Below are 15,938 nucleotides of genomic sequence, written 5' to 3' on the forward strand. Positions count from 1 at the left end.
CTACGTGGCGGCGGCGTCCCGCTCGGCCTGGCTGCGCTCCACGCAGAACTCGTTGCCCTCGGGGTCGGCGAGCACGACCCAGCCCGACCCGTCCGGACGGCGATGGTCCGCCACCAGGGTCGCGCCGGCGTCCAGCGTGAGCTGCACCTGCTCGTCCCGGGTGGAGTCGGTCGGCACCACGTCCAGGTGCACCCGGTTCTTCACCGTCTTGGCCTCGGGTACGGGGATGAAGAGCAGCTGGAGCCCGGTCGGCGAGCGCAGGGCACCCATCGGGTCGCCGGGGTTGTTGGGGTTGTCCGGGTCCTGCGCGAAGTCGGAGATCGCGGCCCAGAACTCGACCAGGGGCTCCCAGCGCTGACAGTCGAACGTGATGCTGTGCACCTGAACGGTCATGAGGCCCATCCTGCCCGCGCGCGGGCACGCCGCGCCTCCCGATATCGGGCGACGTGATCCGACCACATCCTGAAACCGTTGGGACTCGTGTGCCACCTGTGGCGTTTCGCACCGAGGTTCGGGTCGGATCCTGCTGCCTCCTTGGCCGCTGACTCCACGCCGAGGCTGCCACAGTGGCGGTTGGGTCGACACTCGCCCGGTCCGTCAACGACCTGGAGGGCCGCTGAGCGAGGGGCGCTGTCCCAGCGGGGGAGCGTCCACCCCGCAGTGGTACCGCTGGGCCGGGCGGTCGGGTGGTTCCGCTTCCAGCCCTTCAGGTTCCGGCGTCACCCCAGCCGGACCGATCAGCAGCGCGGACATCAGACCGCCCAGGGCCAGCAGCGCGGCGCAGCCGATCAGCGCGCGCTCGTACCCGGCGTCGAACTGGGCGGGCTCCAGGTAGCTGGTCTCGCTGATGCCGGCGGCGAGCGGCAGCACAGCCACAGCGAGCAGGCCCGCGGTCCGGGCGACCGCGTTGTTGACCCCGGACGCGACACCCGAGTGCCGTTGCGGTGCCGAGGTCAGGACCGCGATGGTCAGCGGGGACACGGTGATCGTCAGTCCGACGCCGAACACCGCCACCGCTGGCAGGACGTCGAGCCAGTAGCTCGAGCCGGCGCCGACCTGGCGCAGCATCAGCATCGCGGCGGCGCACACGAGGGGACCGACCGTCATGAACGGCCGCGGACCGTATCGCTGGGCGAGCCGACCGACGCGGGCCGAACCGACCAGCATCAGCGCCGTGACGGGGAGGAGCGCCGCACCCGCCGAGATGGGTGAGAAGCCGCAGACGATCTGCAGCTGCAGGGACAGCATGAAGAACACCCCCGCCAGCGCGGCGTACATCACCAGCGTGACGAGGTTGGCTGCCGTGAACCGGGTGGAACGGAAGATGTCCAGCGGCACCATCGGGTGCGAGCTGCGGCGCTCGACCACCACGAAGCCGACACCTGCCAGCACTGCCAGCACCAGCGACGCCGCCACCAGGGGGCTCATTCCGTCCGCACCCCAGCGGATCAGCCCGAAGGTCAGCAGGGCCAGGGTCGCGACGCAGGTCAGGGCGCCGGCGACGTCCGTCTTGCGCGGTGCGGTCTCATCACGGCTCTCCGGCACGTGCCGCTGCGCGACGACCACGACGAACAGCGCGAGCGGCAGGTTGATCAGGAAGATCCAACGCCACGACAGGTGCTGGATCAGGTAGCCGCCCACGAACGGTCCGGCCGCCGCGGTCACGCCACTGAACCCCGACCAGGCCCCGATCGCAGCCGCTCGGTCCTCGACACAGAACGATGCGGCGATGATCGCCAGTGAACCCGGGGTCAGCAGCGCGCCCGCGATGCCCTGGAGAACCCGGGCGCCAACCAGCACCTCCACACTGGGTGCCACCGCGCACAGCAGGGACGTCGCGGCGAAGGCGAGGGTGCCGAGCTGGAAGATGCGGCGCCGCCCCCAGACGTCGCCGAGCGAGCCGCCGAGCAGGATGAACGCGGCCAGTGTGAGCGTGTAGCCGTTCAGCGTCCACTGCAGGCCGGCCAGACTGGCACCCAGGTCCCGCCCGATGGTGGGCAAGGCGATGTTCACGACAGTCGCGTCCAGCGAGGCGATACCGCTGCCCAGCACGGTGGCGAGCAGCACCCATCGACCGCGTGCCGTGCCTGTGCGGATCGAACCGGCGGCCTGGGCCATCGCACCTCCTGCCACCGATCATGCCGTCATCGTCGGCGGCCCGCGCCCGGTCAGGCCAGGCCCAGGTGGTGCGCCTCCTCGGCGAGCTCGTCCCGCACGTCCGGGTGCGCGGCCTGCTCGATGATGGCTCGCGCCTGCTCCTGCTCGGTGCGGCCGAGCAGCTGCGCCACCCCTTGCTCGGTGACGATGGCGCTGGGCTGGAACGAGGTGACCGGTTCGTCGAGCAGGGCGACCACGCAAGAGACGTCGGCTCTGGGGTGCCAGGACCGCAAGGCGACGAACGCCTGTCCGTCGGATGCGTGCAGCGCGCCGACCAGGAAGTCGGTGGCGCCACCGAACCCGGAGTGGATCCGGTTGTTCAGCCGGGAGGCGTTGGCCTGGCCGAACAGGTCCACCTCCAGCGCGGAGTTGATCGACGTCATCGCCGGTTGGCGGCTGATCTGCGCGGGGTCGTTGGCGCGTTCGGTTCTGGCCATCCGGACCCTCGGGTTCTGGTCGACCCAGGCGTACAGCTCGTCGGAGCCGAACATGAAGGACGCGACGACCTCCGCCTCGGCGTCGAGCGCACCGGCCTGTGCCAGGCGCAGTACGCCGTCGCCGACCATCTCCGACCAGATGCGTAGCCCTCGACGCCCGGTCAGGCCGTCCAGCGCGGCGTCCGGGATGGCGCCGATACCGAGCTGCAGCGTCGACCGGTCGCCGATCCGGTCCGCGACGAGCCGACCGATCTCGGCCGAGTCGTCGTCCACGCTGCGACCGCCCGGACTGGGCAGCGGAACCGCCGCCTCGATGGCCAGGTCGACCAGGTCGGTGTCCAGCTCGCCGTCCCCGAAGGTGTACGGCATGTGCGGGTTCAGCTGCGCCAGAACCAGGCCGCCGGACACCCGGGCCGACTCCACCGCTGCGGGCAGGACGTTGACCTCGATGCCCAGCGAGACCTTGCCCTGGCGGGGGACCGAGCAGTGCAGCAGCACGACGTCCGGCTTCATCACCGAACCCAGCAGCGTGGGGAGCAGGGACAGCCGGGCCGGCACGTACGCCAGCGACGGCAGCCCACGCACTCCTGGCCCGACGAACGACGTCTCGTGCACGACGCCGGCCCGGACCGGGACCCCGGGATGGGCGTTCAGCACGTTCAGCCGGTAACCCGGCAGGCCCTCGTCGACGGCCGCCAGCAGGTCGTGCGGCGTGGCGAAGTTCCCGCTCGCGACCACCCGGGGAAGGCCCGAACCGGTTCGGACGGCTGCGTGCCGGCGGACCGCGGCCGTCAGCTGCGCGGGCGTGGCGACCTTCACGGCACCGGGCCGGCGAAGAGAGTTCCCATGCCTGGAGTGTGTCGGGCGACACCGGCACTGGCTACCGTGCGGCCCTTCTGCATCGCTGGGCGTTCGTCGCCGACTACAATGGTGCTCGCCGGTTGTACACCCCCGGGCTCCATCTTCAGCCGCTCCGAGCGGCCACACGCCGAGAGGCGGTCGACCGGCGCACAGAGCGAGAGCCCAGCTACGTTCGTAGCTGGGCTCTCGTGCGTCCGCTGTCCGGACGTCAGGCCGCCAGCACCGAGGTGAGCAGGCAACGTGAGGCCATGCCGACCGTCCGGGCCAGCGCGACCTCGTAACGCCCGGCCAACGGTCCCAGGCCGCGGATCGCCCACATCGCCTCGGCGTTGACCCAGGCGACGTCCCGCGCCCGATCGATGTTCCATGAGTCGATCAGGTGCACGACCGGGCTGAGGTGCTGGTCGACGGCCTGCTCGGCCTCGTTGAGGAACGAGCGACGGATCTCGTTCTCGCAGGCGGCCAGCAGGTCGTTGACCTTCTCGTAGTCCGCGCGGACCGTGGCGTCGTCCGGCGACTTGCGCAGTTGCCGGCAGGTCGCGTTGAGCGCGACGGGAAGGTCGTGCGCGATGTGCGCGTTCATCCCGGCCAGCGCGAACTGGATCGGCAGCAGCGAGGTCTCGTGGCGACGCTCGAACAGCGGCGCCCACGCCTTCGGTATGGTCGGGGCCGAGGAGTCGTAGGCGGCGAGCCACAGGCCAGCGAACGTCACGTCCAGCTCGGCCATGAAGATCGGGTCGTGGAAGACCTGCTCGGCGGCCAGGGCGGCCACGACCTTTTCGGTCACGGTCAGGTACATGCGGTTGAACACCGCGGCCCCGTCATCGGGCTTCAGCTCGTCCTCGATCCGCTGCATCCGCTCGATGACGTCCTGCACCGACACGACGGGCGTGGCTGCCATGTGCCGACCGTAGCGGTACCCCGGCCTCACGTCGTGACCGGCGACGCCTGCCCGTCAGGTCGCAAGCCCGGCCGTCAGTCTGGGCGTTGGGTTCGGCGACCGGCCGAGTCGTGGTCGTCGTCGTTGAAGGTGACGTCGATGGACTCGAAGCCCTTGGCCTTCTGCGCGGTCGCGGCGTCGGTGTACGCGCGGGCATCACCGGCGGTCAGGTCAATGTCGTCGGTGAACGGGGTGAGCAGGGCGCGTGGGTAGAACTGCTTGACCCGGACGACGTTGATCTCGACGCACAGGACCAGCGAGACGGTGCTCAGGTAGATCCAGGCGATCATGCCCAGCACGATGGCGAAGACCCCGTTCGTCTCGCTGGCTCCGTGGACCACATGCGCGATGTACCCCGCACCGAACGATTGGAGCAGCAGCCATGCCAGGGCGCCGCAGATGGCGCCGGGGGCGACCTGTCGAACGCTGAGCGGGCGGGCGGTGGCGATCCGGAAGACCACGACCAGGAGCGCGGCGTTCACGACGACGGACAGGACGACGCTGAGGACCTGTGCGGCCAGGCCGAGGTGGATGCCGGCGATCTGGGAGCGGGTGCCGAGGGCGGTCAGCAGAGTGGTGGTCACGATGGCGAGGCCGCCGATGGCGAGCAGCCCCAGGCTGAGGAGCCGACCGAGGAAAGGGTTCGGGCGCTCGTTGCGGGCGACGGACCACGCCGTGTTCATCGCGTTCTGCAGTGCCTGCGCGACGCCGATGCCGCCGTACAGGCACGCGACCACGCCGACGACTACGGCGGTGACGCTGCCGTGCAGGCCTTCGGGACTGGACAGCTGGGAGCCGATGACGGGGAACTGGCTCAACGTCGAGTCGACCACCCGCTGCTGCAGGTCAGGGTCGCGGCCGAGGGCGAAGCCGAGCACGGAGCTGAGCAGCAGCAGGAGTGGGAAGAAGGCCAGGAAGCCGTAGTAGGTGATGAGCGCAGCCAGATAGCCACCCTGGTCGTCGACGAACTTTTAGACCACGGCCAGCGGAAAGCTGAGCGCTGGCACGCGCCGCTGTAGCGCGTCAAGCCGCGCGGTCACAGACACGTTGCAAGTCCCGACACCAGCCCATGATGAGGGCGGCGAACCAAACCTGCCTGGCGGCGCTCGTCCCTGCTGGTGCAGCCCAGCCGCATCGTCGCCAGGAGCCGGCCCACCCCCTAGCGTGTGCGTCATGCTGCAGGTGACGCCGACCGGGCCGTGGGGTAAGGACGTGCATCCCCACATGCCCGTCTCCCTGGGTGAGCTCACGGACGATCTACGAGCCTGCTTCCGAGCCGGTGCGGATGGCGTGCACCTGCATGTCAGAGATGCCTCTGGCTCGGAGAGCCTCGACCCCGCCGTGGTGAACGACACCTGTCGCAAGGTGCGCGAGGTCGCCGCCGATATCGGCGTCGAGGTTGAGGTCGGGTTGACGACCGGCGAGTGGATCGTGCCCGACCTGGCCGACCGGATCGCGATGATTCGGGGGTGGGAAGGCGTTGACTGCGCGACGGTGAACCTGTCTGAACGGGGCTTCGAAACCGTCATGACGGCCTTGCTCGAAGTCGGGGTCGGGATCGATGTGGGCCTGTGGGCGCCGGCCGAGATGGACCAACTGCTGGGCTCGGGACTGTTGCCGCGCGCGCAGCGGGTCAGCATCGAGCTGGGCCCAGGTGAGCCGTACTTCCTGACCGGTGAGCCGGCGTTGCTGGCGCAGCAGGTGAACGACGCCCTGGACCTGGCTGGGTCCACGTGTCCTCGCCTCACGCACGGGATGTACGACTGGACGTGGCCGCTGGTGGAGGATGCGTTCCGTCGAGGGCATGACACTCGCGTCGGTTTCGAAGACTCCGTGCTGCTACCGGACGGCACCCAGGCCGAGAGCAACGCCCAGCTGGTCGTGGCGGCAACCCTGCTCCAGCGTCGGAGTCGTTCCTAGCACGAGGTCAAGCAGTGTGCGCTGGGGACTTGATGACACCGCAATCTCGGCCTAATCTGCTGCCGTCGTTTCGGGTGTGGCCCCCTCGGGGGGCCCCGCCTTCGCGCTGGCAACGTGAGACGGAGACGGAATGATGGACGAGTTCTCAGAGGGCGGCCACGAGCCTGACCGCGAGTGGATGGACCTGGCCGAAGAGGCAGGCCAGCTCAGGGAGGCGATGGCGACCCGGGCGCCGATCGAGCAGGCAAAGGGCATCCTGATGACGTTGCGCGGCTTCGATTCGGAGACCGCCTGGGCCGAGCTGAAGCGGGCGTCCACAGAGGAGAACGTCAAGCTTCGGGACCTGGCGTTCGCCTTGGTCTCGTTCACCGGTGGGCGGTCAGTACGCCCAGGGCAGGGCGCCCCGGCATCTCTGACCGCAGCGGCTGTCGTGAAGCGGCGGTGGGCTGTGACCGTGCGGGCCTCCCGCGCGCGGGCCGCCGGCTCAGTCCCCAGGAAGGCCCCGGTGGCGGGCGACGTGACAGCAGCCGATTCGTCGTCGAGCGACATGGGGGCCGAGACCGGTCTTTGAGTTCCGGGGCGCGGCGTCTGTTCAGCCTTCGACGCCGGTCGAGGTCTACGCGGGGGTTCGGTTCCAGAAGTCGGCCGAGGTCACGTACCCGAGCAGCTCATCGGGGTCTCGAGCTGGCGCAGCTGGGTCTCGTCATGCGCGGCGCGGCCGGCGATGGACTGGGCCAGCCAGGAGCCGAAGAAAGATGGCGCGGGGCGGCGCCCCACACGACGGTGTGGGGCGCCGCGGCTGTGCGGCCTACTTGAAGGCGTCCTTGACCTTCTCGCCGGCTTGCTTGATGTCGGCCTTGGCCTGGTCGCCCTTGCCTTCGGCTTCCATCTGGTCGTTGTCGGTGGCCTTGCCGAGGGCTTCCTTGCCCTGGCCTTTCAGTTCGTCGACCTTGTTCTCGGCCTTGTCCTCGGTACCCATGTTGCCTCCTGTGCGTAGACATCAGCGGACCTTGCCCGCCCGCTGCGGTTGCTTCGCAGCGGGACGTCTGTGTTGGCTCAGCTGCCCAGGCCGGTCTTGTCGACGTTGCGGTGGAAGCGCATCCCGGCGAGCCCACCGAGCACCGCGCCGACGAGCGCGGCGACGAGCGCGGCGACGACGGCGACGACGGCGACGACGATGGCGACGACGATGGCGATGACGACGCCCCACACCCAGACGGCGATGCCTTGCGGGTGTCGGGTTTCGTGGTCGTCTGGACGGCGGCGTTGGACCTGGTCGCGTCACCAGGCCCGTCGCGAGTTCCGTCGAGGGCCGACGGGTCGCGGTCCGGCTCGGTGCTGGGTCGATCTCCGGGAGGCTGGCTGCCGGAGCTGGTGCTCATCGCCGCGAGCCCTCGTTTGTACCGAACAGCCCAGTCTTGACGGTGATCCAGGACGGGTCTCCGGTGGTGTCGTCGAGGTACACGGTGGCGTTCGGAACCTGGTCGAGCTGGTCGGTGCTAGTCATCGGCGGCCCTTCGTACTCGCGTGCCTGCGAGGCGATGTGGCGGCGACCGAGCTGCTCCAGCCGAGATAACCCCACCATCGCCCTGAGATGCGAGGCCCGCAAACGCAACGCTGCCCGTTCGCGCCGTGGAACAAGATCGACGAGCGGGAGCGGAGGAACGGGTCCATGCTCGGGCCAGGTCAAGCCGGTGGCCCCGCCCCGAAACCCGTTCTACGGCAGGAGCTGGCAATGACCTCCACCGAGAACACCCGCGCTGCTGCTGCACGCGATGCGGCTGATGCTGGTACCACTGTCGACGACGAGCCTGACCCGGACGACGCGCGTAAGCCGGACTCACCGACGGACCTGCACCGTCGCGCCTGGTGGCTGGCGGTCAAGCGTGCGTTCCACGAGTTCACCGACGACCAGTGCACCGACCTGGCGGCGGCGCTGACCTACTACGCGGTGCTGGCCATCTTCCCGGCAGCCATCGCCCTGGTCTCATTGGTCGGGGTGTTCGGCAAGGGCAAGGAGACCGTCGACACCCTCCTGCAGGTGATGAACGACGTGGGTGCCGGTTCGGCGACCGAGACCTTGCGCGGCCCGTTGGAGCAGCTGGCGTCCTCCCAGCGCGCCGGGCTGGCGCTCGTCCTCGGCCTGGCGACCGCGCTCTGGTCAGCGTCGGGGTACATCGGGGCGTTCGGCCGGGCGATGAACCGGGTGTACGAGATCGACGAGGGACGCCCGTTCTGGAAGCTGCGTCCGCTGCAGATCCTCATCACGCTGGTGGCGGTCATCATGGCGGCGCTGGTCGCACTCGCTCTCGTCGTCACCGGGCCGGTGGCCACCGCCATCGGCGACGCCACCGGCCTCGGGCACAGCGTGGTCACCGTGTGGGACATCGCCAAGTGGCCGGTCATCGCCCTGGTCGTCGTCCTGGTCATCGCGGTCCTGTACTACGCGACCCCGAACGTGCAGCAGCCCAAGTTCAAGTGGCTCAGTGTCGGCGCGATGGTCGCGTTCGTCACCTGGGTCATCGCCTCCCTGCTCTTCGGCCTCTACGTGTCGATGTTCTCCAGCTACGACAAGACCTATGGCGCCCTGGCCGGGGTCGTCGTCTTCCTGCTGTGGCTGTGGATCACCAACCTTGCCTTGCTGTTCGGTGCCGAGCTGGACTCCGAGCTCGAACGCAGCCGCCAGCTCCAGGCCGGCATGGCGGCTGAGACCGAACTGCAGCTCCCCCCGCGCGACGACAAAGGCATCCGTAAGAACGAAGAACGCGAAGCCGACCAGGTCGAGGAAGCCGCAGAGCTGCGCACCGACAACCGCCGGGCCTGACATCAGCCAAGTTCCCAACCCACGTTCAGCCAAGTGTTCACCAAGGAGCTCACCGTGAGCGCCGAGCAAGCGAAAGGCCCATCATGACCGACACACCTCGAGACGGGTCGCCCCTCACACCCGACCTGACCACGCCACAGGGCTCGACCGACAACCCTGGCTACAGCACCGGCATTACCAGCACGGCCGCCGTCCCTGCCGCACCGACATCGTCGACGGACTTCTCGGCCGGGTCGTCGCAGTCGTCATCCGACTCGTCGTCGACGGCTGACGTGGCCAAGGACAAGGCCGGCGAGGTGAAGGACTCGGCAAAGGACGCCGCGGTGAGCGTGGCCGGCACCGCCAAGGAGCAGGCTGGTCAGGTCGCCGGTGAACCCAAGACGCAGGCGCGGGACCTGCTCAGCCAGGGCCGGACCGAGCTGAACGACCAGGCGCGCACGCAGCAGAAACGAGCAGCCGGCAGTCTGCACGCCCTGTCTGGCCAGCTGCACGAGATGTCCGCGCGGGCGTCCGAGCCCGGGCTGGCGCAGGACCTGACCGATCAGGTGGCCGGGCATGCCGCGACGCTCGCGTCGTGGCTAGAGGACCGCGAGCCCGGCGCCGTGCTGGACGAGGTCAGGGAGTACGCGCGGCGCCGCCCTGGCACGTTCCTCGTCCTGTGCGCAGGGGCCGGTGTCCTGGCCGGACGTCTGGGACGCGGACTACAGGCCGACGCCTCCAGCTCCTCGGAGCCCGGCGACTCCGGCGATTCCAGGGGCTTCGCGGAGGCGCGCATGAACACCGAGCCGACCGAGACCCCCGACCTGAGCTCGGGCAACGGCACCACGGGCGGCTTGGGTGAGGACGTGGTATCGGCCGGGCACGAGTACTCGACCCCGAGTACCGGTGCGGCGGACGCGGACTGGGCCCGCACGGGCAGCCGGCCGTGAGCGCCACCACGTCCGGGAGTCAGGGCGCACACGCAATCCCTGCCGGTGGCTCGAGCGACGGGCGGCCGTCTATCGGGGAGCTCCTCGGCGACGTCAGCCGGGACCTGTCCGAGCTGGTCCGGCAGGAGCTGGAGCTGGCCAAGGCCGAGGCCCGCGAGTCCGCGACCAAGGCGGGCAAGGGTGCCAGCATGCTCGCCGGTGCCGCCACGGCCGGCCACTTCGTTCTCCTGTTCCTCTCCATCGCAGCGTGGTGGGCGATCGGCAACGCGACCGGACGCGGGTGGTCCGCGCTCATCGTGACGGCCGTCTGGGCGGTCATCGCCGCCGTGCTCGCCCTGATGGGCAGGAAGGAGCTGAAGACCATCCGCGGCCTGGACCGCACCGCGGAGACAGTCAAGAAGATCCCCCCAGCGGTCAAAGGACATGAGGAGCAGAACCGATGAGCAGCAACGACCCGGAGCAGATCCGCGAGAACATCGAACGCACCCGCGCCGACCTGAGCGCCAACGTCGACCGACTGACGGATGAGGTCAACCCGAAGAACGTCGCTCGCCGCCAGGTCGAGAAGGTCACCGTCCGCGCGTCCAGCATCAAGGACACCGTCATGGGCACGGTGAGCGAAGGGGCGTCGTCGGCCGGCGATGGTGTCAGCTCAGCCGGTAGCGTAGTGGCAGGAGCCGCCAGCGACGCACCTGCGGCGGTGAGGTCCCGAACTCGGGGCAACCCGCTGGCTGCCGGGCTCATCGCGTTCGGTCTCGGCGCGCTCATCGCGTCCCTGGCACCCGCGACCGATGTCGAGGCGCAGGTCGCCGCGAAGGCGAAGGACAAGGCTGAGCCGCTCAAGGATGAGGCCACCGCGGTCGCCAAGGACGCCGCGCAGAACCTGAAGGAGCCTGCGCAGCAGGCGGCGCAGAGCGTCAAGAACACCGCGACCGACGCGGCCCAGACTGTCAAGGCCGAAGGAACCTCCGCCGCACAGGACGTCCGCAGCGACGCCCAGGACGCAGCCCGAGACGTGAAGGAGCAGCAGCAGACCGAGCGCGGCGGCGACGTCGAACGTGGCGAGGTCTAGCGAGGTGACGGCAGCACCGACGAGGAGCTCGACCGTGCCGCGTGCACTCAGGAAGGCGGCGGCATGAACGTCCCGCCGCCCGGCGGTGTACCTCATCTTGAGACTCGGAGGTTGATGTGCGAGCAGTGACGTGGCAAGGCAAGCGTTCGGTCAGTGTCGAAGAGGTCCCCGACCCGCAGATCCAGGATCCGACCGACGCCATCATCAAGATCACCAGCACGAACATCTGCGGCTCGGACCTGCACCTGTATGAGACGCTCGGCGCGTTCATGGACGCCGGAGACGTGATGGGCCACGAACCCATGGGCATCGTCGAGGAGGTCGGCTCCGACGCCGGCGACCTCAAGGTGGGGGACAGGGTGGTTATCCCGTTCCAGATCTCGTGCGGGCGCTGCTTCATGTGCGACCAGGCGCTGTACACCCAGTGCGAGACCACCCAGGTGCGCGACCAGGGCATGGGCGCGGCCCTGTTCGGCTTCTCCAAGCTGTACGGCCAGGTGCCGGGCGGGCAAGCCGAGTACCTGCGCGTGCCACAGGCGCAGTTCACCCACATCAAGGTCCCCGACGGACCTCCGGACGAACGGTTTGTGTACCTGTCCGACGTGCTGCCCACCGCCTGGCAATCGGTGCGATACGCCGACGTGCCAAAGGACGGGTCGGTAACCGTGCTCGGCCTCGGACCCATCGGCGACATGGCCGCCCGCATCGCCCAGCACGACGGCAACCGCGTCGTCGCCGTCGACCTCGTACCAGAACGGCTCGAGCGAGCCCGCGCCCGCGGCATCGAGGTCGTGGACCTCAGCGAGAACGACGACGACCTCGGAGGCGCCATTCGCGACCTGACGGATGGCCGGGGCACGGATGCGGTCATCGACGCGGTCGGCATGGAAGCGCATGGCTCACCCGGGGCTCGGGCGATGCTCCAGGTCGCCTCAAGGCTCCCCGACGCGATTGCTGCCCCGGTCGCCAAGGCCGCCGGCGTCGACCAGCTCGCTGCTTTGGCCTCGGCCATCGACATCGTGCGTCGCGGCGGCACCGTCTCGGTCATCGGGGTGTACGCCGGCGCCGCCGACCCGATGGACCTGGCCACCATGTTCGACAAGCAGATCCAGCTACGGATGGGCCAGGCCAACGTGAAGAAGTGGGTGCCGGACATCATGCCGCTGCTGACCGACGACGACCCGCTCGACGTCGAGTCCTTCGCCACCCACCGCCTCCCGCTCGCCGAGGCCGCGCACGCCTACGAGATCTTCCAGAAGAAGGAGGACGGGGCCATCAAGGTCGTCCTGCGCCCCTAGGCCGCCGCGGTCAGCCCAGGTACAGGGCCGGGTCCGGCGTCAGAGCGGTTCGGGGCTGCCCGTTCGGCATGTCCCGCAGATCGATGGTCACCGCTGTGGCGGCCAGTTCAGTGCCGTGCCGCGTCTCGAGCCGGTCGATGAGCCGGGAGTTCTCGTGCAGCGCCTTCTCGCTGGCGGCGCTGCGAAGGAGCGACAGGCGTTGCGCGTAGGCGCTGGCAAGGAGCTGCTGGGTGCTGCGGGGAGGGCGTGCGACGCGATTGAGGTGCGCGGCTACGGCATCGGCCAATCCGGCGGGCATTGTGCGGACGTCGAAAGCGGTCACGGGCTACTCCAGCCACTCAAACCAACGTTGGTGGCGCCATGGCTGGACCACTGTGCACGGGTGTAACGCCGTGAGGAACCCAGTCCATTCCCTCGTGCCGGAGCCAGTATTGGTGGTGGTGCTGGCTACCGGGTGTCGTTTCGAGGTAGCTGCTGGTGGATGCCTTCGGTGGGTTGGCTCAAGAAGCCATTGGACTCACCCGGAGCGCCAGGTCCGTTGCGCTCCAACGGGCGCAGCCTTCCACGGCGCGTTACCGTCGACACCGGAGCAAGGTGGTGTCAAGCATGCGGCGCCCCACCGAATGACTGAGGAGCCGCAATGGCAAAACCCGTCCGCCCCCAGCCCGACCAGCAGAGCCCGGCTCCTGTTGGCCCCACGGGATGCCCCGTGAGCCCTGAGTCCAACTACCGGTCCCAGTCCGGGACGTTCTTGACCTCGGCGCAGGGCGTCCGGCTGCCCGACACGGAGCACTCGCTGACCGCGGGCGCCCGTGGGCCTCTGCTGATGGAGGACTTCCACTTCCGCGAGAAGATGACCCACTTCGACCACGAGCGCATCCCGGAGCGCGTCGTGCACGCTCGTGGGTCCGCGGCGCACGGTGTCTTCGAGGGCTACGGCGCGGCGTCGGCGCTGACCAAGGCGGCGTTCTTGGCCGAGGGCGTCCAGACACCGGTCTTCGTCCGGTTCTCCACGGTGCTGGGCTCACGTGGCTCGGCCGACACGGTCCGTGACGTGCGCGGCTTCGCGACGAAGTTCTACACCGAGCAGGGCACTTTCGACCTGGTCGGCAACAACATGCCGGTGTTCTTCATCCAGGACGCCATCAAGTTCCCCGACGTCATTCACGCCGCCAAGCCGCATCCGGACCGGGAGATTCCGCAGGCGCAGACGGCGCACGACACGTTCTGGGACTTCGTGTCGCTGCACACCGAAGCGACGCACCACGTGATGTGGGCGATGTCGGACCGCGGCATCCCGCGCTCCTACCGGACCATGGAGGGCTTCGGCGTCCACACCTTTCGGCTCGTGGCCGCCGACGACTCGACCTCCCTGGTGAAGTTCCACTGGAAGCCCGTGCTGGGCGTCCACTCGCTGGTCTGGGAGGAGGCGCAGATCGCGGCCGGGGCGGACCCGGACTTCCACCGACGCGACCTGGCGGACGCCATCGAGGCCGGCGCCTTCCCGCAGTGGGAGCTAGGCGTGCAGGTGTTCCCGGACACCGAGGATGAGACGTTCGAGGGCATCGACCTGCTCGACCCGACCAAGATCGTGCCCGAGGAGCTCGCGCCGGTGCAGCCCATCGGGCGGCTGACGTTGAACGCCAACCCGACGAGCTTCTTCGCCGAGACTGAACAGGTCGCCTTCCACACCGGGCACCTGGTCGCCGGTATCGAGGTCACCGACGACCCGCTGCTGCAGGGGCGGATGTTCTCCTACCTGGACACCCAGCTCACCCGTCTCGGCGGACCCAACTTCGGGCAGATCCCCATCAACCGCCCGCATGCTGGCGTCAACGACAACCTGCGCGACGGCATGCACCAGACCGCGGTGCACGAGGGCGTGGCGCCCTACCTGCCCAACTCCCTCGGCGGAGAGCCCGAGGTCGCGGCCGCCAGCAGCGGCGGCTACGTCCAGATCGCCCGGCCCGTGGTCGGCAACGTCGTCCGGCAGACCGGGGTGTCCGACATTGCTCCCGTCTCGTTCGACGACCACTTCAGCCAGGCGACGCTGTTCTGGGCGAGCATGAGCGACGTCGAGAAGACCCACATCGTCGAGGCGTTCACCTTCGAGCTCGGCAAGGTCTACGAGCAGGCCATCAAGGAGCGCGAGCTCGCCGTCCTGGCCAACATCGACGCGCAGCTGTGCGCCGCCGTCGCCGCCGGGCTGGGCCTCCCGGTCCCGGCCGCGACACGAGAGCCGGGCGACGTGACGGCGTCGCCCGCCCTGTCCCAGATGGTCACCAGGCCTGGCCCGGTCGACGGGCGCAAGGTGGGCGTCATCGTCGCGGACGGCGCAGACCTGGCGGGTGTCGCGAAACTGCACGCCGCCCTGGATGCGGCCGGGGTCACGCTGCTGGTCATCGCCCCGCACGGCGGCCAGGTCACCAAGGGCAAGACGGCGCTGACCGTCGACCGGACCTTCCTGACCGTCCGCTCTATCGAGCTGGACGCGGTGCTCGTCGCAGACCGGACCACCGGCACAGACGACATCAAGGTCCGGATTCTGCTGCACGAGATGTTCCGGCACTGCAAAGCCATCGGTGCCTGGGGTGACGGCGCCGACGCCCTAACCGCCGCCGGCGTCGAGCTGGACCGCCCGGGCGTCCTGGTTGCCGAGCGCACCACTGCGGCCCACCGCAAGGACCTGCTGACCGCACTGGGCCTGCACCGGGCCTGGGACAGGTTCCCCGAATTCACCCTGCCCGCGCAGCCGTAGTACGCCGACCGCCACTACCTCTGGAGTATGCGACATGTCCAAAGACGCAATCGTTCTGCTTCGCGATGACCACAAGGCCATGCGCAAGCTGTTCCGCCAGTTCGAGGCGGCCGGCGATGACGCCACGAAGACCAAGGACCGTCTGGCCAAGCAAATCATCGAGGGTCTGACCGTGCACACCTACATCGAGAACGAGTGCATGTACCCGCAGGTCCGCGCCCTGCTGCCGGACCTGGAGGACGACATCCTGGAGTCCTACGAGGAGCACCACGTCGCCGACGTCCTGGTGTTCGAACTGTCCGGCATGAGCGCCGACGCCGAGCGTTTCGACGCCAAGATGACCGTGCTCATCGAGAACGTCGAGCACCACATGGACGAGGAGGAGATCGACTGGTTCCCCAAGGTTCGTGCAGGGCTCGGCCGCAAGCAGTTGCAAGAGCTGGGTGCCCAGATGCTCGAGCTCAAGGGCAAGGCGCCCCGGTCACCGGCTCAGCCCAGCGCCCTGAAGAAGGCCGTCGACGCCGTCATCGCGTAACGGTGGCAGCTGTTCGGGCCCCGAGCTTCGTGGCGAGTTCGGTCGCTGCAGTCAGTAGCAGGCGAGTTGGCTGGAGCAGGAAGCTTCCGTACCTCGCGAGGAATCATCGGGACGTCGGGATTGAAGGCGGCGCTGCTGCTCGATCCAGTTCTCCACGTCTGCTCGGGCGAAACCGCAGACCTCGACCCAGGCGGTAGTTCGGCAGCA

At 69.0% G+C, this 15,938-nt stretch carries 17 protein-coding genes and 1 pseudogene; 9 read left to right on the forward strand and 9 right to left on the reverse strand.

Features of this window, described 5'->3' with window-relative positions; translation table 11 throughout:
- The 5 genes and pseudogenes from ACPPVT_RS11110 to ACPPVT_RS11130 form a co-directional block, all read right to left on the reverse strand.
- Nucleotides 1-393, reverse strand: a complete 393-nt coding sequence (locus ACPPVT_RS11110; RefSeq protein WP_426560200.1) for a VOC family protein — start codon at nt 391-393, stop codon at nt 1-3.
- Nucleotides 394-597: 204 nt separating this feature from the next.
- Complete coding sequence (locus ACPPVT_RS11115; protein ID WP_426560202.1) at nt 598-2,118, reverse strand: MFS transporter; 1,521 nt, start codon at nt 2,116-2,118, stop codon at nt 598-600.
- A gap of 50 nt (nt 2,119-2,168) precedes the next feature.
- Nucleotides 2,169-3,413 (reverse strand): acetyl-CoA hydrolase/transferase family protein, encoded by a 1,245-nt coding sequence (locus ACPPVT_RS11120; protein WP_426560204.1) that lies wholly within the window; start codon nt 3,411-3,413, stop codon nt 2,169-2,171.
- Nucleotides 3,414-3,663: 250 nt separating this feature from the next.
- Nucleotides 3,664-4,356, reverse strand: a complete 693-nt coding sequence (locus ACPPVT_RS11125; protein ID WP_426560206.1) for a DUF5995 family protein — start codon at nt 4,354-4,356, stop codon at nt 3,664-3,666.
- A gap of 74 nt (nt 4,357-4,430) precedes the next feature.
- Nucleotides 4,431-5,441: pseudogene (locus tag ACPPVT_RS11130) on the reverse strand (YhjD/YihY/BrkB family envelope integrity protein).
- A gap of 127 nt (nt 5,442-5,568) precedes the next feature.
- Here ACPPVT_RS11130 and ACPPVT_RS11135 point away from each other — a divergent pair.
- Nucleotides 5,569-6,315 carry a 3-keto-5-aminohexanoate cleavage protein gene (locus ACPPVT_RS11135; RefSeq protein WP_426560208.1) on the forward strand — a complete coding sequence of 249 codons (747 nt, stop codon included), beginning with the start codon at nt 5,569-5,571 and terminating at the stop codon, nt 6,313-6,315.
- 130 nt (nt 6,316-6,445) lie between these two features.
- Nucleotides 6,446-6,886 (forward strand): ANTAR domain-containing protein, encoded by a 441-nt coding sequence (locus ACPPVT_RS11140; RefSeq protein ID WP_426560210.1) that lies wholly within the window; start codon nt 6,446-6,448, stop codon nt 6,884-6,886.
- 237 nt (nt 6,887-7,123) lie between these two features.
- Here ACPPVT_RS11140 and ACPPVT_RS11145 read toward each other — a convergent pair whose 3' ends face one another.
- The 3 genes from ACPPVT_RS11145 to ACPPVT_RS11155 form a co-directional block, all read right to left on the reverse strand.
- Nucleotides 7,124-7,294: a CsbD family protein gene (locus ACPPVT_RS11145; protein ID WP_426560212.1), complete on the reverse strand. Its 171-nt coding sequence runs from the start codon at nt 7,292-7,294 to the stop codon at nt 7,124-7,126.
- A gap of 77 nt (nt 7,295-7,371) precedes the next feature.
- Nucleotides 7,372-7,527, reverse strand: coding sequence for a hypothetical protein (locus tag ACPPVT_RS11150; RefSeq protein WP_426560214.1), 156 nt, complete (start codon nt 7,525-7,527; stop codon nt 7,372-7,374).
- Nucleotides 7,528-7,693: 166 nt separating this feature from the next.
- A complete protein-coding gene (locus tag ACPPVT_RS11155) occupies nt 7,694-7,822 on the reverse strand; it encodes a hypothetical protein (RefSeq protein WP_426560216.1) in 129 nt (42 codons plus the stop codon).
- Nucleotides 7,823-8,050: 228 nt separating this feature from the next.
- Between ACPPVT_RS11155 and ACPPVT_RS11160 the strand changes: the two genes are divergently transcribed.
- The 5 genes from ACPPVT_RS11160 (at nt 8,051) to ACPPVT_RS11180 (ending at nt 12,438) form a co-directional block, all read left to right on the forward strand.
- Nucleotides 8,051-9,139: a YihY/virulence factor BrkB family protein gene (locus ACPPVT_RS11160; RefSeq protein WP_426560218.1), complete on the forward strand. Its 1,089-nt coding sequence runs from the start codon at nt 8,051-8,053 to the stop codon at nt 9,137-9,139.
- An 83-nt stretch (nt 9,140-9,222) separates the two neighbouring features.
- On the forward strand, nt 9,223-10,068 hold the full coding sequence (locus tag ACPPVT_RS11165) for a hypothetical protein (protein WP_426560220.1): 846 nt from the start codon (nt 9,223-9,225) through the stop codon (nt 10,066-10,068).
- Nucleotides 10,069-10,103: 35 nt separating this feature from the next.
- Complete coding sequence (locus ACPPVT_RS11170) at nt 10,104-10,511, forward strand: phage holin family protein (RefSeq protein WP_426567127.1); 408 nt, start codon at nt 10,104-10,106, stop codon at nt 10,509-10,511.
- The gene (locus tag ACPPVT_RS11175; RefSeq protein WP_426560222.1) at nt 10,508-11,140 is read left to right on the forward strand and encodes a DUF3618 domain-containing protein; all 633 of its coding nucleotides are present in this window, start codon (nt 10,508-10,510) and stop codon (nt 11,138-11,140) included. Before ACPPVT_RS11170 ends, ACPPVT_RS11175 begins: the two co-directional genes overlap by 4 nt.
- A gap of 116 nt (nt 11,141-11,256) precedes the next feature.
- On the forward strand, nt 11,257-12,438 hold the full coding sequence (locus ACPPVT_RS11180; protein WP_426560224.1) for a zinc-dependent alcohol dehydrogenase: 1,182 nt from the start codon (nt 11,257-11,259) through the stop codon (nt 12,436-12,438).
- 10 nt (nt 12,439-12,448) lie between these two features.
- Here ACPPVT_RS11180 and ACPPVT_RS11185 read toward each other — a convergent pair whose 3' ends face one another.
- Nucleotides 12,449-12,760 (reverse strand): hypothetical protein, encoded by a 312-nt coding sequence (locus tag ACPPVT_RS11185; RefSeq protein WP_426560226.1) that lies wholly within the window; start codon nt 12,758-12,760, stop codon nt 12,449-12,451.
- Between the two features lie 318 nt (nt 12,761-13,078).
- Here ACPPVT_RS11185 and ACPPVT_RS11190 point away from each other — a divergent pair, with 318 nt between their 5' ends.
- Complete coding sequence (locus ACPPVT_RS11190) at nt 13,079-15,196, forward strand: catalase (protein ID WP_426560228.1); 2,118 nt, start codon at nt 13,079-13,081, stop codon at nt 15,194-15,196.
- Nucleotides 15,197-15,230: 34 nt separating this feature from the next.
- On the forward strand, nt 15,231-15,731 hold the full coding sequence (locus ACPPVT_RS11195; protein WP_426560230.1) for a hemerythrin domain-containing protein: 501 nt from the start codon (nt 15,231-15,233) through the stop codon (nt 15,729-15,731).
- The last annotated feature ends 207 nt before the right edge of the window (nt 15,732-15,938 follow it).

Origin of the sequence: Angustibacter sp. McL0619, from assembly GCF_049994355.1 — a bacterium.
GTDB lineage: Bacteria > Actinomycetota > Actinomycetes > Actinomycetales > Angustibacteraceae > Angustibacter.

Coding starts and splice junctions, on each gene's coding strand:
- ACPPVT_RS11135 (WP_426560208.1), top strand. CDS start 5,569: ATGCTGCAGGTGACGCCGACCGGGCCGTGGGGTAAGGACGTGCATCCC.
- ACPPVT_RS11175 (WP_426560222.1), top strand. CDS start 10,508: ATGAGCAGCAACGACCCGGAGCAGATCCGCGAGAACATCGAACGCACC.
- ACPPVT_RS11140 (WP_426560210.1), top strand. CDS start 6,446: ATGATGGACGAGTTCTCAGAGGGCGGCCACGAGCCTGACCGCGAGTGG.
- ACPPVT_RS11190 (WP_426560228.1), top strand. CDS start 13,079: ATGGCAAAACCCGTCCGCCCCCAGCCCGACCAGCAGAGCCCGGCTCCT.
- ACPPVT_RS11195 (WP_426560230.1), top strand. CDS start 15,231: ATGTCCAAAGACGCAATCGTTCTGCTTCGCGATGACCACAAGGCCATG.
- ACPPVT_RS11125 (WP_426560206.1), bottom strand. CDS start 4,356: ATGGCAGCCACGCCCGTCGTGTCGGTGCAGGACGTCATCGAGCGGATG.
- ACPPVT_RS11155 (WP_426560216.1), bottom strand. CDS start 7,822: ATGACTAGCACCGACCAGCTCGACCAGGTTCCGAACGCCACCGTGTAC.
- ACPPVT_RS11110 (WP_426560200.1), bottom strand. CDS start 393: ATGACCGTTCAGGTGCACAGCATCACGTTCGACTGTCAGCGCTGGGAG.
- ACPPVT_RS11115 (WP_426560202.1), bottom strand. CDS start 2,118: ATGGCCCAGGCCGCCGGTTCGATCCGCACAGGCACGGCACGCGGTCGA.
- ACPPVT_RS11145 (WP_426560212.1), bottom strand. CDS start 7,294: ATGGGTACCGAGGACAAGGCCGAGAACAAGGTCGACGAACTGAAAGGC.
- ACPPVT_RS11160 (WP_426560218.1), top strand. CDS start 8,051: ATGACCTCCACCGAGAACACCCGCGCTGCTGCTGCACGCGATGCGGCT.
- ACPPVT_RS11165 (WP_426560220.1), top strand. CDS start 9,223: ATGACCGACACACCTCGAGACGGGTCGCCCCTCACACCCGACCTGACC.